The organism is Tropicibacter sp. Alg240-R139, from assembly GCF_900537075.1.
Taxonomy (GTDB): domain Bacteria; phylum Pseudomonadota; class Alphaproteobacteria; order Rhodobacterales; family Rhodobacteraceae; genus Falsiruegeria.
The window spans coordinates 353779-373122 of sequence record NZ_UNRA01000001.1 but is presented as its reverse complement, the minus strand read 5'-3'; the positions used below and the strand labels follow the sequence as shown (position 1 = coordinate 373122).

The following is a 19344-nucleotide window of genomic DNA, read 5'->3' as shown; positions in this document are numbered from 1 at the left end:
GGCACCGCAGAACGCCAGTTTGGTCTTTTTCGGAACCGGTCACGGGAGAGGACCGCAATCCTTAGGCGCATGATCTAGAGCGATTGTCCCATCGCTTCGCGCGCCAGAATGTTGACCACGGGACGGGCCTCTTCTGCTGTGAGGCCCGGTTTCAGCCGGGGATCGTAGAGCATCATCAACAGCTTCTCGTCATGGCTGGTCAACAGGGCAAATTCATCGTCATCGTTGAAGATCGAGGGGCGCGCGCGCGGACTGTCGTTGGGCAGGCCCAGACCTTGGGCGATCTCTTCGTGCACGCAGGACAGGCGTACAAGGTCGGGGTGCTCGGCCCGGATCAGCGCCACGGCGCGGGTGTAGTTATAGGGCGTGCCATTGCCGGACACGGCCACGACCAGACAATAGAACGACTGGGGCAAATCGCGGAAGATTGCCAGCTCTTCGCGGCTGATCGAGGGGATCAACTGCTTTAGTCGGGCCTGCAGGAAATCGCTGTCGTCTTCGCCTGCGACAAAGACATGAAAGTTTGCATTGCGCGAGGCGGTGTTGATCGGGTGCCCGGTGATCCGTGCTAGGCGTGCAACATAGGCATCAACGTTGGCCTTGTCGGTCGCGCGCTGTTCCAGCGGAACAGAAGCACCGAACTCGGTATTGACGCGAACGGGGCCGTTCCAACGGCTAAGCTGTCCACTTGATCCGCGCCCCGACGACGTCAGCCCGCCGGGCCGGTACTCGTCGAAAAATGCAATGGTCTCGAAGTTTCTTGCCAGGTCACCTGCGTCATAGGGCGTGTCCGGCCCGCCGCCATCGGTGCGCAACAGGCCGCGCGTCAGAAGATCGTTTTGAACCTTCTCGTAATATCGCGCCAGATCCTGACTGACAGCAGATTGGGGCGTCACTTCGTCCCCGATTGGGGCCAGCCCCGCGGGTCGGGTTTGGGGAAAGGGGGTCGTGCGGGGCGTCGGGTCACAAGCTGACAACGCCACAAGAGCGGCCAATGCCGCCACTATGCGCAAGCCTATGTACCCCTTGGCCTTCACGGATCAGTTTGGCACGGCGGTGCCGGAGTTATCGCCAATGCCGTCTTTGCGTGCCTTGGCTGCAGCCAGTGTGTCGCGCAATTCGGTTTCCATCTTCTTCAAATCTTCCTCGGCGGCGGCGCGTTTGGCTTTGCCTTCGTCGGCGATCTGCAGACTTTCCTGAATCGTGCCGATCAGATCGGCGTTGGCCTGTTTCACCGCTTCGATGTCAAAGACACCGCGTTCCATTTCTTGACGGATCATCTTGTTGCTATCCCGCAGGTTCGCCGCGTTCGAGGTCAGCAGTTCGTTGGTCAGATCGTTGGCATCGCGCACAGCCGCGGCAGCCTCGGCCGAGCGCTGAATGGTGACGGCCTGAGCCAGCTGGGTTTCCCACAGCGGCACTGTGTTGACGAGCGTCGAATTGATCTTGGTCACCAGCGATTTGTCGTTTTCCTGCACAAGGCGGATCGAGGGCAGGGATTGCATGGTCACCTGGCGCGTCAGTTTCAGGTCATGCACCCGGCGTTCCAGATCGTCGCGGGCAGCACGCAAGTCGCGCAGTTCTTGCGCCTTCATCACTTGATGCTCCTCGGGGGCGGCCTGAACTTCGGCCTCTTTTGCGGGGATCTCGACGCTGTCGAGTTCCGCCAGTTTTTCCTCGCCCGCCGCAATGTACAGGGCCAGTTCGTCATAGAAATTCAGCGTCTTGTCATAGAGCAGATCGAGCGACTTGATATCCTTGAGCAGCGTATGTTCGTGTCCTAACAGATTGTCCGTGATCCGGTCGATCTGGCCCTGAACTTCTTCATACTGCGCGGTAAACTTGGCAAAAGGTGCGGCCTTTCCCAGCAGTTTCTCCCACCAGCTGCGTTCGCGGCGCACGTCCAGCTCGTTGACCGAAAAGCCGCGAATAGTGGTGACGATGTTGCGCAAGGAGTCACCTGCGGGGCCAACATCCTTGTTGCGCACGTCCGCCAGCATCGCCTGGCTAATCTCTTGCAGCTCTGCCTGCGCGCCTGACCCAAAGGCCACGATCGAGTTGGTGTTACCCATGTCGATCTCGTCCATGCGCTTGCGGATCTCGGCGCTCACCGGCGCGTCGGCGTCTTGCATCGACACCACCTCGGCCTGCGGTTCAGGCAGGACAACGGCGGTGACTTCTTCGACGGCGGTTGTGGCCTCAGCGGCCTTTTGACGAACTGTGTCGGACATTCTTGGGGTTCCTCGTTACGTTTTGGCCACATGATGGGCGGTCAATCCAACCGGACGCCTTCGCGCTGCAAACGGTCGCGCAGTACGTCGATTTCCACGGTCAGGTCGCTGCGATCATCCAGCAGCATCTTTTGGGTTCGGGCGGCGAAATTCTGTTCCAGATCGTCCAGTAGGGCAACATAGTCGGTCAGGGCGTCTTCGTCTCGGCTGCGACTGTAGAAATCGGCAAACTTGATTGTCGCATCGCGCGCGCCCTGCAGATAGACGGTCAGATACTTACGCGCACCCGTCAGGTCGCGGGGGTCTTCTTCGACAGTGCGGAAAAGATCACGGGCCGTGGTTTGAAAGCGTTCAACGCGGGCCTCGACCTGACGGTGTCTGGCGCGTTTGACGGCATCAGTCATGGCGTCCAAATAGGCTTCGGCCTCGTCCACCACACGGGCGACACGGTCTTGCTGGAACGTGTCGACACCCTCCATCCCCTTGTTGGACATCGGGTCAATGCCAAAAGCCAGTGCATGCAGGGCTGTGCCCGCAGCGCCAAAAAGAAGGGGCGCGATCAAGCTGACCTGCCCAACCGTCTCGGGGTCCAGATAATCATTGCGAAAGGCTGCGATGCCGACACCGATGCCGGTGAGCAGACCGGCGGCTATCTTGCGAGGAAACGCGGGTTTGCGCGCTACTTTGCGGGCGTTAAATGCGGCTTCGGCGCGCAGGCCTTCACGCAGCAGTAACGCTGCTCCGGTCAGTACGCCAGCCGCAATCAGGCCAAGGGACATGCCGATGGCACCGTCGTTAATGGACATGAAAATCAGCGGGATTGCAGGGATAAACATCACATTTGCGCGCGCGCCCGCCGGTTCTACCCGTGCGCCGTCAAATGTTCCGCGGGGCTTTGGGGTATCGCTGGATTGATTATCAGAGCCACCATCGGGGCTGAATTTTCCGCCATATCGCTGCGCCATAGGTTCAGAGTCCCCCCAGCCATCCGGTGCAGACACCAAACAGCAGGACGATAAGGGCCACATAGGCCAGTTTCTGAACTCCGGTCTGAGACATGCCGCCCCCCTCGATGAGCCGTTGCCCATGAAACTAGGCGATGGCGCGCCACCTTGCTAGGGGGAAGTCTGCGCTAAATCGCTCAGTCCCGGCGCTTTTTCGCCGGGGGCTTGCCACGAGCGGGGCCGGGTTTACCCCTAAAGGAAGCCGAGGGACCGGTCGGGCGACCACCCGGTTTTGCGGCCGGTTTCCCAGGGCGGCGCAGGCTTTTGCCTGGGTCGTCTGTGCCTGTGGGTTTCGGGCCGGGTTTGCGCCCGGATTTAGCACCAGGGCCGCGGCTGCGCTGTGGGCGTGCGGGTGGTTTGGCGCCTTCGTTTTGCGGGGTGCCTTCGGCATCAAGGCCCAGCTGATCGCGCAGCACACGGCGGCGGATCTCTTCAACTTCACCCGCTTTGAGCTGGCCCAATTGGAACGGGCCATAAGAGACACGCAGCAGGCGGTTCACCGACAGGCCGATCTCTTCCATCGCGCGGCGGATTTCGCGGTTCTTGCCTTCGCGGATCGCAACGGTCAGCCAGGCGTTGGCCCCTTGTTGACGGTCGAGCGAAACGGTCATCGGCTGGAAACGTTCCCCATCAACGGTCAGCCCCTTGCGCAAAGGGGCAAACTGATCCTCGGTCGGGCGTCCATTTACACGCACGCGGTACTTGCGCACCCACCCGGTCGAGGGCAGTTCGAGCTTGCGTTTGACGCCGCCATCGTTGGTGAGCAGCAGCAGACCTTCAGAGTTCAGGTCGAGCCGGCCGACGCTCATCACACGGGGCATGTCCTCGGGCAGCTCGTCATAGATCGTGGTGCGCCCCTTTTCGTCGCGATCCGTGGTCACCAGGCCAGTGGGCTTGTGATAGAGCCACAGGCGTGCCGGTTCAGGGGGATCGAGTGGCTTACCCTCAACCGTGATCCGGTCGGTGTCGGTGACGTTCAGCGCGGGCGAGGTGATGGTCTTGCCGTTCACGGTGACCAGCCCGGCCTGGATCAGGCGTTCAGCGTCCCGGCGCGAGGCGACGCCTGCACGGGCCAGAACCTTGGCGATACGGTCGCCTTTCCGTGTCTCGGGGGGCGTCGAGGGAGATGGGGTTTTGCTCATGGTTTCGGGCTTTAGCCCATTCCGGTCGCTTGCGAAAGCACCCATTCTTGGGCAGGGTAGGGCATGACCTTCAAATCCCATATGAATCAGGCACTTGAACAGGCACGCGCCGCCGCCGAACGCGGCGAAGTCCCCGTTGGTGCCGTCATCGTCTCGCCCGAGGGTTGGGTCGTGGCCGCTGCCGGCAACCGCACGCGAGAGTGGAATGATCCAACCGCCCATGCCGAGATTGTAGCCTTGCGCGCGGCCTGCGCTGCGGTGGGGTCAGAACGTCTGGTGGGCCATGACCTCTATGTCACGCTGGAGCCATGTGCGATGTGCGCGGCGGCTTTGGCGGCGGCGCGTGTGGCGCGGATTTACTATGGCGCGTCGGACCCGAAATCGGGCGGCGTGGCCCACGGCGCGCGGGTGTTTTCCCACCCCCAGGCGCATCATAATCCGGAAGTCTATGACGGCATCGCGGCGCAGGAGTGCGAGCAGGTGTTAAAGGATTTCTTCGCGCTGCGACGCGGCGCAACGGGGGGCGACAAGGGCTAGGTTTCGGGCTGTGATATGCGTGCACAGGGCGTGCACCAAGCGTGCACCGCTGTATGTCGCCGCAGTGCGGCACGTGTGTTTAAAATTTGGTAGTAAGGGTATTGGAATTGGTTAAGACATGTCTGGATGGCGTCGCGATCGGATACTTTCGCGGCATCGGAGAAGGGCAGAAGTTTTGACCGCTTACAGCCCCTTTCAGACGTTTCTGCACAGCGCTTCGAACGGCTTTCTGATCGTCTCTGTGCTTGCCGACTAGGTCTGCATTTTACAGGTTGAACCTCAGCCTCAGGCCGAGCACCAGCGGATCATCTGCGTTAAACCCCGGGTTGTTGATGTATTGCACGTCAGCCGTTAGTGCCAAGTTGTCAGAGATGTCCAGGCGATAGAAGGCTTCGAATGTAGTTTGATTTTTCAACCCGGCGGTTACGGGTTCTGCCCAGGTTGCAGCGATGCCAATCAGGTCATCATAGAACCCCGGTCGCCAGATCAGCCCGCCTGTAGCCCCCCTTTTGGCAATCGGGTCATTGCCGTCGGACCATCCAAGCCGCCCGAATATCATCAGATCGTTTTCAAACGTGTAGTTGCCGGACAGAACGACACCCGAGCTGGATGGCAGGCCTTTGTCCGCGCGGGCGTCGATGTGATATGCGCCCAGGTGGACGTTGGTCAGGTAGCGTTGATTGCGGGCGGGCGTCCAGCCGATCTGGGCGTATTTGTAGAACTCGGCGCCGCCCGGAAACCATTCTACGTCCGTCAGCGACCCATTTGCATCCGAAACAATCCCAAGCACATAGACCTGATCCGTCAGGTGGACGCCGCCACCGATCCCAAAGCCGGGATCGGGGATTGTCAGGACGGGATTGTAATTGATCGCAAAATTCTGAAACCCGGTGCGGGGGTTCACGTAGCCCAGAATATCGGTGTAATCGCCCGGATCAATTCGGCCCGCAACGAGGCCGCCGCGCCCCTCCATGATCGCCTGAGACCAATAGGCAACAGACAGGACGGAGCCATTATCGCCAAAGGTCAGGCCAGTGAGTCCGGCATAGCCAATCTCGCCAGCGAGACCGGCAGGTGTCTGGTCCAGCCCCAGCTTATGCCGGTTCTCGAGGATAAAGACAAAGCTGCCGGGGTTACTGCCGTCACGATCCGCAAGTGTCCATGTGCCCAGAATTCTGGCTTGTCCCGCCGCGCCTTGGTCAACACCGGAAACGGTGCTGTTGGAGGTCTGGTAAAGCGCCTGATAGTCAAACGACAGGGCAAGGCCGGTGTCTTTGTGCAGCCGCTCTTTCCAGGACTCGGCAGGATCGATGGTGCGGTCAAATCCGGGCCATCGTGAGGTTTGCAGCCTGCGCAACCGATCTTGTTCCTGCTGTGCTTCGGCGCTCGCAGGGCCACCAATTGAGGTTGCCGCAGCGGCTTCAAGCCGATCACGTGGGCTGGACTCTTGAGAAGATGCGGCTGAGGCAAGACTTGCTATTAAGGCGGTTAATGCAAAGCGAGGCCACATCAGAAGAAGTTCATCCAAGTTGTCATCCGCAGGGTCAGTTGATTGATGAATTGGAACTTTGTCCCCTGATCCGTCAGCACCAGCCCCTGACCAGAAGAGCCGGGCGGCAGGGTTTGCCCGTGTGTTTCGAGGTCCAGCACCACAACATAGGTCGTATCGGTGATTATCGGCACTTCGGGCGTGGCGCCATCCAGATCGTATTCTGCATCCGGAGATGTCAGGTAGAGGCCCGATACCGTTCCCTGAAACGTCTGTCCGGGAAAGGCTTTGAACACCGCCTCGGCGGGCTGCCCCGGTTTGACATTGCGGATCTGGTTTTGGCTCAGCACAAGGTTGATGACAGGCTTGTCGATGTCGAGGAACGCCAGCACCGGCACATTGGGCGTCACCCGGTTGCCTGACAGCAGGGTCATGGCAGGAATGATACCGTCAAAAGGCGCCCGAACGGTTGCGTTTGCAAGATCAACTTCAGCAAGGGTGACGGCCGCCTCGGCCACCGACACATTGGCGCGCAGGGCTTCGACCTCGGCTTCAGCGACCGTGTTACTTGCCAGCAGTTTCGCTTTGCGTGTCAATTGGTCTTGGGCAAGAGACAGCTGAGCCTTAGCTTGCAGCACAGCCGCCGCGTAAGGTGTCTTGTCGATCTCAAACAGAACCTCGCCTTTGGCAATCGGCGTGTGCGAGACGGCGACAACTTCGGTCACAGGTCCGGCAACTGCTGGCTTGATCCCGACGGAACCGACTGTGACCACGGTTCCGCCCATGGGCGCATTCCAGTTGAGCGGCAGGAAGATCACCATGAAAGCCACGACACCCACAACAATGGGTGAGATCTTCATCCAGCCATACCATTTCGGGAAGACGCCAACCTTTACCAGCACCCAAAGCAGGCCCGTATAGCCACCTACCAGAAGCATGATCATGCGGCACCGCCTTCCGCGACATCCGTCGCAGCTACCTCAGCATCCGTGGATCCGGCATAGGCCCAAATCAACACGAGGGGGAACAGGACACCCCCGGCAATCAAGGTCACCCAGCCGCCGACGGAAACCGCTGATCGATAGGGATGTCTGCGCTTTGCAGCCACCCGACCGGGCCATCCACCTAGAAAGACGAAGACCCCGATCCCGAGGCACGCCATGAAAAGGATCATGCCGATAGCGATGTAATCAAGTGCGGTCATGAGAACTCCCTTACTTCAAATTTTGCCAACAGGCGGCGTGAGCCACTCGCTTTTATGGCATCAGTTCAGCGAATTCTTGTAGATGATGCCGTCTTTCATGATCACGACAAGGTTCTTGCCCGGATCGGTCAAAAGCGCGAGGTCTTCCAAAACGTTGCCGTCGACCAAAAGTAGATCAGCATATGCGCCTTCGGCGACGACACCTTTTGCACCGTCCTGATAGGGATCATTTGGCCCCATAAGGTCGATGACTTCTGCCGCTGTTGACGTTGCCGCCCGAAGTGCCCCAGCCGAGCCAAGATATTTCTCCAATTGCAGCAATTCGAGGGCCGCAGTCTTGTCGAACGCGAGAGTTTGGTTCCATTGAGACAGAAGGTCGGTGCCAAACACGATCTTCACCCCATGCTTGATCGCCGCCTCCATGGCGACAGGGTATTCATCGTAGATCGATTTCCACTTTGCAAAGGATGCTGGCGATAAGAATGCTGCTGCGTTCTCTTCGGTAAGCCCGAGAACCGCTTCCAGATTTGGTTGCATATAGACACCATTTTCCCCCATCAACTTGGCAGTTTCTTCGGTGATCAGTGGCGCGTGCAGGATATGGGGAACACCGGCCTCAACAGCCATACGAACGGATTCATCGGTGTATGCGTGCACGGTCACAAAGGTCTTCATGTTTCGCGCCACTTCCACAGCTGCCGCAATTTCCTCGGGTGAGCCTTGCAAACCATGCAGCGGATCAAACCTGCTGGAAACACCGCCACCGACCATCATCTTTAGATGAGTTGCACCTTTCCGAAAGTTCTCTCTGCCACAGCGCCGGATTTCGGTTACGCCGTCGGCAATGCAAGCCGTGTAGTATTCATACCAACTTCTAATACCCCCGGAATTGTTGGGATTGTATTCCATCCGCGTGCGAAAATCCCCATGCCCGTTAGTTTGCGTAATGAAGGCCTCGGCGGAATAGATGCGCGGCCCAAAAAAGCCAGCGTCTCCGTCGATCAGGTCCTTTAGATAAATCGCCGGCCCGCCGACATCCATGACAGTGGTAAACCCATTCATGAGCATGCCTTCAGCCCGCTTCATCGCAATTGCGCCATGTGCAAGAGGGCTAAGCTCGTGACGCGCCGTTGATAATTCCCGCACAATAGACAGATGCGTATGCATATCCATCAGGCCGGGCATCAGGGTGCGCCCGTCGCCGTTGATAACAGTCGCCCCGCCTGCGTTAATCGCAGCGGTCGAGACTGTCTTGATCAGGTTTCCCTCAACCAACACGTTTGCGTTTTCAAGCAACCCGTCATTGACACCATCGAACACATTGACGTTCGTAAACAATGTCTGTTCTGGCTCATCCTGGGCCGAGGCCATCGTCGCTGCGAGGGAAAACGCAATAACCGTTAGTGCCTTCATCATCACATCAATTCTCCAAGATGTTGTACTCAAAAGCTTTTTCCCTTCGCATAATATCCAGGCAAAAAGCATGTTCAGTTTCTTACCGCTTGCTTGCCTGGTGCGTTGATTACTCACTTGGCCCGCCATAGGAGCCGGATATCTTCTGAGCAGCCTTTGCCACGTCAACCATTTCCGCTGTGGTCACAATGGGAGTCGCGGTGCCAGTATCGACTGTTCCAGCTCCAAACATGGTAATCTGAATCGGCCCGATATCGACGGATTTCGGACATTCAATGACGACGTAGCTTTTGTAGTTGTACATCCCAAAGTAGTAGTCGATCAGCTCGCATCCTGCGGCGTTCATGAGCGCCTCGGCGTTGGGGCCACGATCCTGAGGATTTGCAAGAATTGCACCCCAGGTCGATGGGTCTGCGATACCTTCCAGCATATAGCGGGTCGTTCCTTCGGCATATGCCGTGGTCGCAAGGACTGAGAGCGCAGTCACCAGAGCCTTTGTTTTCATTGAATTTCCCCTGAGCTAGTTGTGAAAATCGTTGGAGTTTGATGACAAGGTTCCCAAGAACGCCTCAAGATCGACCAGATCCCGATCCGTCAGATCACCGTGGAATACCTCGTCCGCGAGCGTCGACCCGGACACGGCACGGTAGTTGTTCAGAACCTGTGCCAGAGAGTTGAAAGCGCCGTTGTGCATGTACGGAGGGCGATCAGACACGCCACGCAAGGTAGGTGTCTTGAACGTGCCAGCGTACTTGTGCGTATTCCGGTCTAAGAACCGGATATGATCACCGTCTGCCTGCGGATCTGCGTCGCTCCATTTACCAAAGAACCCGAACTCCGTGGTCTCAAGATCGCTAAAAGCAGCGCCCCGTCCCAGATCCGTTTCTCCGTTGTCCGGGGTTCCCGAATGGTGGAACTCTCCGTTGGTGAACATGGGGCCATTGTGGCAATTGACGCATTTGGCTTTGCCGACAAACAGCCTTAGACCACGTGTTTCCGCTGTCGTCAGGATGCTGGTTTCGTTGCTGTCGCTGCGCAATGCGTCGGCATACAAATCAAACAGGGTTGTTTCCGGCAGCACTGTGCGGACATGTGCCGCCAGCGCCTTTCCAGTGTTTGCAAAGACTTGGTCAACCGGCTGGTTTGTGGCGTCGCCGGCAAACACCTGTTGATAGGGCTGCGCGTAATGCGCCGAGACAAGCTGCTGAACCTGATGCCGGTCAATTCCATGCTCCACCGGGTTTTCCAGCGGGCCAAGTGTTTGCGACCAGAGAGAGTCCGCACGACCATCCCAAAAGAACCATTTCTGATAGGCCATTCCGACAATCGGCATGGTGCGACGGTTGGCAACGCCAATTCCGAGACCCCGGGGCAGATCATCGGTAAAGCCATAGTCCTGCCGGTGGCAGGTTGCACAGCTGACTTCACCGTTGGCGCTGAACCGGGCGTCATTGAAGATCGCACGCCCCAGCGACGCAGCGCTTGGATTGTCGGCGTAACGGTTGGAAGGTGAAGGTGGCTGAGGCGGCAGTTGCGACAAGGACAGGGATTGGATCAGGGCGAACTCTCGTTCAGTCCAATCAACGGGATTATTTTCTGCGGCTTTGCTCGGGTTGGAAAGAACCACGCAAATAGACAAAGTTGCCAACAAAGGGAGAATTGTTATTAGCAGGCTGAGGGGTTCAGCTTTCATCAGCACCCTTCCTGTCGGGGCCACGCTGGTTTTCACCGACAATCAGGTTGAAACGTAAAAGATGACGGCTGCCTGCTTCTGAGATGTCCAGAGTGACCTCCCAATACCCCGGCATGTGGAAGTTCATTCCACGGACAAGGTACAAACCAGGTGTTTGGGTATCTTGAACCTGGGGCGTGGTGGTCATGCCATGCAAATGTTCTGGCATGTCGGCTGTCAGGACGATGTCCGCGCCGGTGACAGGTTGGCCCTGTTTGTCCTGCAACGACAATCGCCAGGAATGCACACCATTCAGCGGCACTTCGAGGAAATCGGTCTCATAGGACGCTTGCAACGTTCCGTACCGCGTGGCCACTGTAGCGGACGTATCAAGAACCTCTGGGCGTTCCCGGCGCACCTTGCCAATCGCATCCATTGCGCCTGCCGTGTCCGGCAGAACAAAGATTGAGAGCAAGAGCAGGAGCAACCAATGCATGATGTTGAGCCAGCCAGAGACGTATGATGCCTCCGGCCTCCTTTTTCGCTGGTTTACCCAATGGTGTCTTTGATCACCCGCAGGAAGTTTCCACCCATGATCTTGGCGATGTCTTCGTCCGAATACCCTCGCTTGATCAAGCCACGGGTCATGTTCGGATAAGCCGAGTTGTTCTCCCAGCCCACATGCCCGTCCGACCAGGGCCATACCTCAAACTCACCGATAGTTGCGACGACTTCCTCGTCCCATTCCGGGGCAGACAGGATTTGTTCGAATGTCGCGGGGATAATGAAATCAGAGCCAAACCCGACGCCGTCGACACCGGCGATGTTAACCGCGTGATCGACGTTATCGAGCATGTCCTCGACGGTGCATTTATCGCTTCCGGCAATGGCGGTAGGTGTACTGATCACGCCCATTACGCCGCCTTTGTCGGCAACCGCCCTGATGGCTTCGTCCGTTGTCGCCCGTGTCTGGTTGACCTTTGACAACATCCCGGCATGCGAAATGACGATGGGTTTGGTTGATACTTCTGCTGCGCGTATCATTGTTTCGGGAGAGCTGTGGCCTGTATCGACGAGCATTCCGACTTCGTTCATCCGCTCCACCACCATGTGTCCCAAGCGGCTGAGTCCAAACCGATTTTCCGGCGCCTCAGCACTGCCAGCACCAACAGCGTTCGTCGCATTGTAGGTGATCTGAACGATCCGGAGCCCTTTGCGGTGCATTTCGTCCAGGCGATTTACGGCGTCGTCCAGAAACTTGGTGTTCTGCGTGCCCGGCATGAAGCCGACCTTGCCGGTTTTCTTTGCCTCCAGAATATCCGCGTGGTTCAGGGTCATCATCGCGTCATCTCGGAATAAGTGCATCATGCGATAAAGCGCATCCAGATCTCTGTTCAACGCCTCCCAGCTCCACCATTCCTGTGGCTTGAAAACGGTGTCCGGGGTCCAGCGCAGCATGTCAGAAATCCCAATCGAGAAGTTGCCTGATGTGCCGCCCCCGCGTTTCATGTTGGTGATGAACTCGGGGTAGAACGTGCATTCCGACAGGCCGTCAAAGATGATCAGGGATGCGTGCAATTCCTTGGCGTGCTCTTCCTGTTCCGGTGTCAGGCCAAAATCATAGACGGTTGCCGGGGCGCTGATATATTTGAAATTCTTGTTGCCACTGAACCCGCCATATTCATCCAGTTCACGGGCCAGGGCCGGGGCGCCAAGAAGGGGGAGGGCCGCCGCGGATTGCGCTGCCAGGGCCATCAGTTCACGGCGGGAAAACGTGTTCTTGTTTGACATGATTTGTCCTCTTAAATGGCGGCGCCCGGATTACGTGGGCAATCCGTAGCTGCGGCTGGCGATAAAACCTTCCATCTGCGAAACCTTTGCGCGGGTTGGAGAAAATACGGTGAAGGCAACATATCTATGTTCGAAGTTAGTCTGGAAAAACGTGGCTGTCTTATCCCTTGAGTACAGTAGTATCATATTGCCGTCCTTGAATGAATGACAACGCCAAGCTGATTGGTCTAGATTAGTCGGATGCCTGATAGCTCCCCCCCATTGGTTCGCGCCGCTCTTCTGATGCCGCTCATACTTCACTTCGAAGATCGCGGAGGAGATGTGGATCTGTTGTTGGACGATATGCAGATTTCCAAAGCCATCAGAACGGATTTTGATCGGCTCATTCCCGTTAAAGCCATCTACGAGACCATTGATGAGATCGCCACTCGGCTTGGTGACCCGTTTTTGGGGGCCACAGTCGGGCGCGATATGGCACGAAATGCGATGGGACCGGTGACGCAGCATTTGGCAGGCGAACAAACGGTGGGTAATCTGCTGGACCGTTTTCTGATTTCTGTCGGATCCTATGGGAATTCTACCAACTACAGGCTGGAGAATGACGGACAATACGCGACGTTGAAAATGACTCGAAAAGTCGAACCCGACGCCAATCCGACCCACCCGGATGCGCTTACCCTAGCCCTTCTTATCGAGCAAATTCGACCACGTGTGGGTCAGGCCTGGGATCCAAAGGATGTGCTTGCAGTGGTCGTAGACGAAACCGTCGTGCCCGATTGGTTGCTCCCCCGTTCTTCTTTGATCACCGGCTCAAAGATGGGTCTGACATTGCGGTTTCCCTCCCGATGGATGGTTATGAACCAGGCGTTTGAGACCGGTGACATGTCACTAGGAGAGACGGCTAAGGAGTTTGAAACCTTAGTGGGGTCGGTTCGCAGTTTTTGTAGTGATCATATGAGTGACCCCAAGCTCGACATCACCAAAACCGCCCGTGCCTGCCGTCTTCATCCCAAGGCGTTGAGCCGAAAGCTGTCCAGCGAAGGCACATCTTTCAAGGCTATTTTGGATGAGCAGCGGCAGCAATACGCTACTACAGCAATTGGCGAAGGTGAGATGACGGTGACAGAAATTGCCTTTCGCACCGGCTTTACTCAAGCATCGAATTTTACACGGGCTTACCGACGGTGGACGGGTAAAGCTCCTTCGCAGGCTCGGGCGAAGCAGAGGTGACCGTAAGTTTCGGTTAGCTCCGTATGCGTTGTGGAAGCCAGTCAGGTAGATTCCTGCCGTGATTTGGCGTGTATCCGTCCGGCAATTGACCGTTTGCTCGGGCTTTATCCAGATCAGCACTTGGCCTTTTGTTCACCTTGCTCACGTCCGAATTCCCATCAAAAGCAACGAGAGTATTCTGCGAGCTGATCACGGCCTGTACGTCTTGGATGGTCAGAACAAAGCAGACATTGCGATGGGAGCAACCGAAGGTCAACGTAGGCCCATTTGCTCGACTTTGCAAAGTCGAGTTTCTGCGCAAAGCGGTCTCGCGAGAGTGACCAGACGGCATCAGCAGTAGAACGACCTGAGGGTCTGTAAAGAACGCCCAATCTGGACGTGCTGGACTGGCAAGAGCGGATAACCGACCTCGTCACAATGACCTGTGTGGCTAACGGTTTGAACCCCAACTCCACCGTGCAATAGAACGCCACCCGCCGAGCGGAGCGAGGCCCGGCCCAACGGGAGGCGGGCATCTTTGATGCTCGACCGACGGACGGGAGTGCCCCCGTTATCCTTTCACCACCAGGGCGCGGGGGATGTCGGCGAGGGGTTGGCCGCCGCTCGGGGTGACGACAAAGCTTTCGGTGATTGCCACGCCCCAGTCTGGCGTCCAGAGGCCGGGCATCAGGTGGAAGGTCATGTTTTCCTGCAAGGGCGTCGTGTCGCCGGGGCGCAGGCTCATGGTGCGTTCGCCCCAGTCGGGCGGGTAGCTGAGGCCGATGGGGTATCCGGTTCGGTTGGCTTTCACGTATCCGGCCCGCGCAAAGCTGTCATAGACACAGGCGGCGACATCCTCGCAAGCGGTACCGGGGCGGGCGGCGGCAAAGGTGTCTTCGATGGCTTGTAATACCGCCTCTTCGGCGCGGCGGATGTCGGAGGGAACATCGCCCAGAAACAGCGTCCGACTGGCGGGGCAGTGGTAACGGTGATAGCAGCCCGAAACCTCGAAATAGGTGGCCTCTCCGCGAGTCAAAGGCCGGTCGTTCCAGGTGATATGCGAGGCGGAGGCTTCGAGGCCGGATGGCGCGATGGGCGCAATCGCCGGGTAGTCGCCCGCCAGTCCCGGCAGCCCGGCGACGCCTGCGGCCTGCACCTCGGCCACCAGTTCGTTTTTGGGGCGCCCTTCGCAAAAGCCGTCGCGCAAGGTGGCGTGCATGTGGGCGGTCAGCTGGCCTGCCTTGCGCATCATCGCCAGTTCCGCTTTGCTTTTGACTGCGCGCTGCCAGTTTACCAGTCCGGTTGCGTCCGCAATCGCGTCGCGGCCAAAGGCAGTTTCCAAGATACGGTGCGCGGCGGCGGAGTAATAATAGTTGTCCATCTCGACGCCGAGCCCGGTGGTCCAGTCACGCTCTTGCAGCAGTGTCACAAGCGCCTCGTAGGGGTGGTGGTCTGGGTGCTGGACGTGCTCTTCGGGCCAGTCGAACAGGTTGTCCGCGCCGATCCAGGTGGTCTGTGCCGCGCCTGCCTTGTCCTGCGTGCGCCCCCACCAGAGCGGCGTGCCTGTGCTGGGCACGATGACCACTTGCGGGACATAAAAGCTCCACCCGTCATAGCCTGTCAGCCAGGCCATGTTCGAGGGGTCGGCGACGATCAGCGTGTCGATGCCTTGGTGCGCCATGGCGGTGCGGGTCTTGGTCAGGCGTTGATCATATTCGATTTGCGAGAAATCTGTTGCTGGCACGTTTTTCCTTTCTTTTTAGTCCGGGGTCGCGTCGCGCCAGGCCAAAAGATGTGTCGTATGGTTTCCAGCTAATCCCCGCAGAACGCCTGCTGTCTGGTCTGAAAACGAAAACTGCGGGTCGGTTCCGATCATTAATCGGGTCGCGTCCGATACCCGGATCTCTTCTGCTCCGGCCAGCCCCGCGACACGCGCGGCTTTGTTCACGACGGTGCCAAAGAAGTCTTCGCCGGTGTCGATGACTTCGCCGGTGTGCAGGCCAATGCGGATCTGGATGCGGGGTTCGGCAGGTATGTTTTGCAATCCACGTTGCAAGTCCTGCGCACAGACCATTGCGGCGCGGGCCGAGGAGAAGGTGCACATGGTGCCGTCGCCCAGGGATTTGATCATGCGGCCGCCGTTGACCTCGACGTTGGCGCTGACGGCGGTGATGTGGTCATTCACTGTCCGGCTCCACACCACGTCACCCACGGTTTGCGCAATGATTGAAGATCCGACGATGTCGGTAAACATCACCGTTGCGACGCCGCTTTGGCCGTGCATGGGATTGTCGGCGCGTGCGGCCTCGATCAGATCGTCCAAGGCGCGGTGATCTGCGCCCATCTTTTCGAAGTTGTTCGTTGGATTGGACACATGCAGCTGCACCATGCGCCAGCTGCCTTCTTCCAGGTGCAAAACAAATGTGAAGCGATGCAGGGATTCGCTGCCAGTGGTGGAAAACCGCAGGGTTGCCAGACAATGCGCCCAGCCCACCGAGCCGCATTCAAAGGCTTCGGTTGCATGTTCCTCCCAGTCATAATCGGGGATTTCCCGCACATGATCGACAAAACCTTGCCGGAATACTTGCCCGGCCCAGCTTTCGCCCTCGGCTGACCCTTGATAGCGCAGATGCTCGGACCGCGAGAGCATGTTGGTCAGCGTGGCCCCGTCCTTGCGACGCATGGCATCGTTCCAGCGCCGGACGACGGCGGCGATTTCTTGTGAGGGGCGGATCATGTCTGCCATTCAAACTTGTGGATTAGGTGTTCGCCATCCAGTCCCTTGAGTGGAACGGTGAGGGGGCTGGCAAAGGTGAACTCGGCGTTGCCGACCATTGTACGGGTGGCGTGGGACACACGGATTTCTTCGGGGCCGGTGATGGCTGTCAGCCTGGCTGTTTTGTTGACAACGGTGCCAAAGAAATCCTGGCCAGAGTGCACCACACCCCCGGTATGAGCCCCGATGCGGACGCTCAGGCGGGGTTCTTGCTGGACCTGCGCCAGGGTTTGCTGAACGGAGCGCGCAGCCCGCAAGGCTTGGGCGGCGGAGGGGAAGACGGACATTGTGCCGTCGCCCAGGGACTTGACCAACTGACCGCCGTGTTTGCTTACGCAGTCCTCGATCATGATCAAATGACGTTGAACGATCTCTGTCCAAAGCCTGTCTCCAAGAGTTGCGGCAAGGGTTGTTGAATCGGTAATATCGGTGAACAGGACCGTCACGATATCAGTGTGTGTTTCCGGCAGGTCCGAGGCCGAGGCCAGCGCGGCCAGTTCATCCAGCGCGCGGTGTTCAACGCCATGCGTGTCGGCGTTTGGTTTGCCAATCGAAGCATGGCGGTGCAGGATTTTCCATGTGCCGTCTTCCATCGTGAAAATTAGGGTGAACCGAAAATCGACCGGCACCGGGGTGCCCTGCAATTCGATGCTGCGTTCAAAGATGGCCCAGCCGGTGTCACCTGCTTCAAAGGCTTCGCCGTAGGTTTCCTCGTCCACCAGAAAGGGGGGGGCTTCGTTGAAATGCGCCGCAAGCCCGTCGCGCAGGGACTGCCCGCTCCAGCGTTCGTTTGGCGCGGTACCGATAAACCGCAACTTGGCCGAGCGCGACAAGAGGTTTCGCATCGCTTTGCCGTCCCGTTCGCGAACCGCCCGAAAGAACCGCCGGGCGACGGCTTTTAGTTCCGGCGACGGGGTGAACGGATCGGTCATGCCTGCCACTCTAGCAGGTAAGTTGTGTGGCGACCTTGCAGTCCTTTGAGGTTAAAATCCTTTGAACCGAAAAAGGTGAAGCCTCCGGTGTTTCCGGCGATCAGGCGCGTTGTATCCGACACCCGGATTTGTTGCGCCTGCGCCGTGGCGGTGATGCGGGCGGCCTTGTTCACGACGGTGCCGAAAAAGTCGTCGTGGGCCTGCATCACTTCGCCGGTGTGGATGCCGACGCGCACGGTTAGGTGCGGTTCGTTGGTGTCGGATTGCAGCGCGGATTGTATCTGTGTTGCGGCGCTTAGGCAGGCGCGGGCGGACGGAAACGACGACATTGTGCCATCGCCCAGAGATTTGACGAATTGGCCGTCATTCTTTTCGACAATGTCCCGGATCGTTTTGAAATGGGCCGAGATGATGGGAGACCAGGCGCGGTCGCCAAGGGCCGAGGCCAGGGCCGATGATCCGACGATGTCGGTGAACATGATCGAGGCGAGGCCTTCGGTCTGGTTCAACGTGATCCCATCTTTTGCGGCTGTGACCAGATCGGCGATGGCGGGTTGCTCGACGCCGGTGTGATCTTCGTTCGGGGTAGGCAGGGATCCATGGCGGTGGACGATTTTCCAAGCCCCGTCTTCGAGTGTGAGGACAAGTGTATTGCGCACTAGAAATGATCTGTCAGGGAGGGAGGCGAATGCGACTATATGGGTGAAGCAGGCCCACCCGGTTCCGCCGTTTTCATAGGCTACGCCGAACTGCTCTTCACATTTGGTGAAGTCCGAGAGTGCGCCGAAAAATTCACCAACACCATCGCGGACAGGTGTGCCTGACCAGAGTTCGTCTTCTGCTGTTCCCAAAAACAGCAGATGGTCTTCTTTGGTCATCAGATTGCGCAGGTCATTTGGTTTCCGGTTCGGGACCGCTTCGATCCAGCGCCGTGCGATGGCCAGGATTTCAGGAGAGGGGCGAACGTCGCTCATTCCTGCCACTCCAGCCGATAAGTGGTGTGCTGGCCCTCTAGCCCCTTGAGCCGGACCTGTGCCGGTTCCGAGAAGTCAAATTGTGTCGCGCCGCCGACCATGATGTGGGTGGCGTCCGAAAGACAGATGTCGCCAGGCGCCGCGATCGAGGCGACGCGGGCGGCCTTGTTCACAACGGTGCCGAACATGTCGCCGTCCTGTTCCACCAGATCGCCGGTGTGCAACCCGATGCGGATTTGCAGGCGCGGCTCGGCGGTGCTGTTTGTGATCATCCGCTGGAGTTCAGCAGCCGCTGTCAGGGCGCCGGTGGCAGAGGGGAAGGCGGACATGGTGCCGTCGCCCAGGGTTTTAACCAATGTTCCGCCGTGGTCAGACAGGATGTCGCCGACCTGCTTCATGTGCGCTTGAACGGCGGCTGACCAACGGGCGTCACCAAGGGTCTCGGCCAGCGCCGAACTGCCGGCGATGTCGGTGAACATGATCGTCGCCATGCCGGTCTGTGCCAGGTTGACCGGGGCGGACAAAGCGGCCTCTAACAGTTCCTCGAACCCGCGGGATTGATACCCCAGGGCGTCCATGTTCGAGACCGGGTTGGAGTTGTGGACATGGACGATCCGCCAGACGCCCTTTTCCAGATGCAGCACAAAGGTCGAGCGAAAGGTGATTTCCTTGCCGCTGTCCAGCGAGACCCGACCGCCGAACCATTCGACCCAGCCCAGTTTGCCGCATTCATACCCTCGGAAATCGTCCTTGTCCCAAGAGAAACTCGGGATGTCCTCCATATACCCGCCCATGCCACGGCGCAGGGTTTCGTCGCGCCAGATTTCGTCATGGGACGAGCCGATGTAGCCCAAGGCGCTGTCTTGCGAGAAGAGGTTGAGCACCGCCTCTTTATCACCTGCCGCATAGGAACGGAGCCAGCGGCGAACGATGGCTCCTAATTCGGGCGAGGGGGTGATGTCGCTCATGA

At 58.4% G+C, this 19344-nt stretch carries 19 protein-coding genes; 2 read left to right on the top strand and 17 right to left on the bottom strand.

Features of this window, described 5'->3' with window-relative positions:
• Window positions 1–74 precede the first annotated feature (74 nt).
• From G6R15_RS01870 to G6R15_RS01855, 4 genes are all read right to left on the bottom strand, one after another.
• A complete protein-coding gene (locus G6R15_RS01870) occupies window positions 75–1037 on the bottom strand; it encodes a DUF2927 domain-containing protein (RefSeq protein WP_240336643.1) in 963 nt (320 codons plus the stop codon).
• A 3-nt stretch (window positions 1038–1040) separates the two neighbouring features.
• Entirely contained in the window at window positions 1041–2231 is a 1191-nt protein-coding gene (locus tag G6R15_RS01865; protein ID WP_164658090.1) for a toxic anion resistance protein, read from the bottom strand.
• Window positions 2232–2272: 41 nt separating this feature from the next.
• A complete protein-coding gene (locus G6R15_RS01860) occupies window positions 2273–3196 on the bottom strand; it encodes a 5-bromo-4-chloroindolyl phosphate hydrolysis family protein (protein WP_164658089.1) in 924 nt (307 codons plus the stop codon).
• A gap of 176 nt (window positions 3197–3372) precedes the next feature.
• Window positions 3373–4377: a pseudouridine synthase gene (locus G6R15_RS01855; protein WP_164658088.1), complete on the bottom strand. Its 1005-nt coding sequence runs from the start codon at window positions 4375–4377 to the stop codon at window positions 3373–3375.
• 63 nt (window positions 4378–4440) lie between these two features.
• Here G6R15_RS01855 and G6R15_RS01850 point away from each other — a divergent pair, with 63 nt between their 5' ends.
• Window positions 4441–4914 (top strand): nucleoside deaminase, encoded by a 474-nt coding sequence (locus G6R15_RS01850; RefSeq protein ID WP_164658087.1) that lies wholly within the window; start codon window positions 4441–4443, stop codon window positions 4912–4914.
• 265 nt (window positions 4915–5179) lie between these two features.
• On the opposite strand, the gene G6R15_RS01845 is transcribed toward G6R15_RS01850, so the two are convergent.
• The 8 genes from G6R15_RS01845 to G6R15_RS01810 form a co-directional block, all read right to left on the bottom strand.
• Window positions 5180–6442 (bottom strand): carbohydrate porin, encoded by a 1263-nt coding sequence (locus G6R15_RS01845; protein WP_164658086.1) that lies wholly within the window; start codon window positions 6440–6442, stop codon window positions 5180–5182.
• Window positions 6424–7347 carry an efflux RND transporter periplasmic adaptor subunit gene (locus tag G6R15_RS01840; RefSeq protein WP_164658085.1) on the bottom strand — a complete coding sequence of 308 codons (924 nt, stop codon included), beginning with the start codon at window positions 7345–7347 and terminating at the stop codon, window positions 6424–6426. Before G6R15_RS01840 ends, G6R15_RS01845 begins: the two co-directional genes overlap by 19 nt.
• Window positions 7344–7607: a DUF3302 domain-containing protein gene (locus tag G6R15_RS01835; protein WP_164658084.1), complete on the bottom strand. Its 264-nt coding sequence runs from the start codon at window positions 7605–7607 to the stop codon at window positions 7344–7346. The genes G6R15_RS01840 and G6R15_RS01835 overlap by 4 nt, the downstream gene beginning before the upstream one ends.
• Window positions 7608–7667: 60 nt before the next feature.
• Window positions 7668–9020 (bottom strand): amidohydrolase family protein, encoded by a 1353-nt coding sequence (locus G6R15_RS01830; protein WP_205520453.1) that lies wholly within the window; start codon window positions 9018–9020, stop codon window positions 7668–7670.
• 109 nt (window positions 9021–9129) lie between these two features.
• Window positions 9130–9525, bottom strand: coding sequence for a hypothetical protein (locus tag G6R15_RS01825; RefSeq protein WP_164658082.1), 396 nt, complete (start codon window positions 9523–9525; stop codon window positions 9130–9132).
• 15 nt (window positions 9526–9540) lie between these two features.
• Window positions 9541–10647, bottom strand: a complete 1107-nt coding sequence (locus G6R15_RS01820; RefSeq protein WP_164658081.1) for a cytochrome-c peroxidase — start codon at window positions 10645–10647, stop codon at window positions 9541–9543.
• A gap of 55 nt (window positions 10648–10702) precedes the next feature.
• Complete coding sequence (locus G6R15_RS01815) at window positions 10703–11188, bottom strand: FixH family protein (protein WP_164658080.1); 486 nt, start codon at window positions 11186–11188, stop codon at window positions 10703–10705.
• Between the two features lie 53 nt (window positions 11189–11241).
• Window positions 11242–12483: a dipeptidase gene (locus G6R15_RS01810; protein WP_164658079.1), complete on the bottom strand. Its 1242-nt coding sequence runs from the start codon at window positions 12481–12483 to the stop codon at window positions 11242–11244.
• 240 nt (window positions 12484–12723) lie between these two features.
• Here G6R15_RS01810 and G6R15_RS01805 point away from each other — a divergent pair, with 240 nt between their 5' ends.
• Window positions 12724–13713: an AraC family transcriptional regulator gene (locus G6R15_RS01805; protein ID WP_164658078.1), complete on the top strand. Its 990-nt coding sequence runs from the start codon at window positions 12724–12726 to the stop codon at window positions 13711–13713.
• Window positions 13714–14263: 550 nt separating this feature from the next.
• Here the strand turns inward: G6R15_RS01805 and G6R15_RS01800 are convergent.
• The 5 genes from G6R15_RS01800 to G6R15_RS01780 are packed head-to-tail and all read right to left on the bottom strand — an operon-like array spanning window position 14264 to window position 19342.
• Window positions 14264–15436: a M24 family metallopeptidase gene (locus G6R15_RS01800; protein ID WP_164658077.1), complete on the bottom strand. Its 1173-nt coding sequence runs from the start codon at window positions 15434–15436 to the stop codon at window positions 14264–14266.
• 15 nt (window positions 15437–15451) lie between these two features.
• Window positions 15452–16438: an adenylate/guanylate cyclase domain-containing protein gene (locus G6R15_RS01795; protein WP_164658076.1), complete on the bottom strand. Its 987-nt coding sequence runs from the start codon at window positions 16436–16438 to the stop codon at window positions 15452–15454.
• Entirely contained in the window at window positions 16426–17400 is a 975-nt protein-coding gene (locus G6R15_RS01790) for a nuclear transport factor 2 family protein (RefSeq protein ID WP_164658075.1), read from the bottom strand. The genes G6R15_RS01795 and G6R15_RS01790 overlap by 13 nt, the downstream gene beginning before the upstream one ends.
• Window positions 17397–18374 (bottom strand): adenylate/guanylate cyclase domain-containing protein, encoded by a 978-nt coding sequence (locus tag G6R15_RS01785; protein ID WP_164658074.1) that lies wholly within the window; start codon window positions 18372–18374, stop codon window positions 17397–17399. The genes G6R15_RS01790 and G6R15_RS01785 overlap by 4 nt, the downstream gene beginning before the upstream one ends.
• Complete coding sequence (locus G6R15_RS01780) at window positions 18371–19342, bottom strand: adenylate/guanylate cyclase domain-containing protein (protein ID WP_164658073.1); 972 nt, start codon at window positions 19340–19342, stop codon at window positions 18371–18373. The genes G6R15_RS01785 and G6R15_RS01780 overlap by 4 nt, the downstream gene beginning before the upstream one ends.
• Between the last annotated feature and the right edge of the window lie 2 nt (window positions 19343–19344).

Bases quoted from the DNA above. Each gene is read 5' to 3' on its own strand.
- G6R15_RS01865 (WP_164658090.1), bottom strand. From the start codon at position 2,231: ATGTCCGACACAGTTCGTCAAAAGGCCGCTGAGGCCACAACCGCCGTC.
- G6R15_RS01860 (WP_164658089.1), bottom strand. From the start codon at position 3,196: ATGGCGCAGCGATATGGCGGAAAATTCAGCCCCGATGGTGGCTCTGAT.
- G6R15_RS01855 (WP_164658088.1), bottom strand. From the start codon at position 4,377: ATGAGCAAAACCCCATCTCCCTCGACGCCCCCCGAGACACGGAAAGGC.
- G6R15_RS01850 (WP_164658087.1), top strand. From the start codon at position 4,441: ATGACCTTCAAATCCCATATGAATCAGGCACTTGAACAGGCACGCGCC.
- G6R15_RS01840 (WP_164658085.1), bottom strand. From the start codon at position 7,347: ATGATCATGCTTCTGGTAGGTGGCTATACGGGCCTGCTTTGGGTGCTG.
- G6R15_RS01835 (WP_164658084.1), bottom strand. From the start codon at position 7,607: ATGACCGCACTTGATTACATCGCTATCGGCATGATCCTTTTCATGGCG.
- G6R15_RS01830 (WP_205520453.1), bottom strand. From the start codon at position 9,020: ATGAAGGCACTAACGGTTATTGCGTTTTCCCTCGCAGCGACGATGGCC.
- G6R15_RS01825 (WP_164658082.1), bottom strand. From the start codon at position 9,525: ATGAAAACAAAGGCTCTGGTGACTGCGCTCTCAGTCCTTGCGACCACG.
- G6R15_RS01815 (WP_164658080.1), bottom strand. From the start codon at position 11,188: ATGCATTGGTTGCTCCTGCTCTTGCTCTCAATCTTTGTTCTGCCGGAC.
- G6R15_RS01810 (WP_164658079.1), bottom strand. From the start codon at position 12,483: ATGTCAAACAAGAACACGTTTTCCCGCCGTGAACTGATGGCCCTGGCA.
- G6R15_RS01805 (WP_164658078.1), top strand. From the start codon at position 12,724: ATGCCTGATAGCTCCCCCCCATTGGTTCGCGCCGCTCTTCTGATGCCG.
- G6R15_RS01795 (WP_164658076.1), bottom strand. From the start codon at position 16,438: ATGGCAGACATGATCCGCCCCTCACAAGAAATCGCCGCCGTCGTCCGG.
- G6R15_RS01790 (WP_164658075.1), bottom strand. From the start codon at position 17,400: ATGACCGATCCGTTCACCCCGTCGCCGGAACTAAAAGCCGTCGCCCGG.
- G6R15_RS01785 (WP_164658074.1), bottom strand. From the start codon at position 18,374: ATGAGCGACGTTCGCCCCTCTCCTGAAATCCTGGCCATCGCACGGCGC.
- G6R15_RS01780 (WP_164658073.1), bottom strand. From the start codon at position 19,342: ATGAGCGACATCACCCCCTCGCCCGAATTAGGAGCCATCGTTCGCCGC.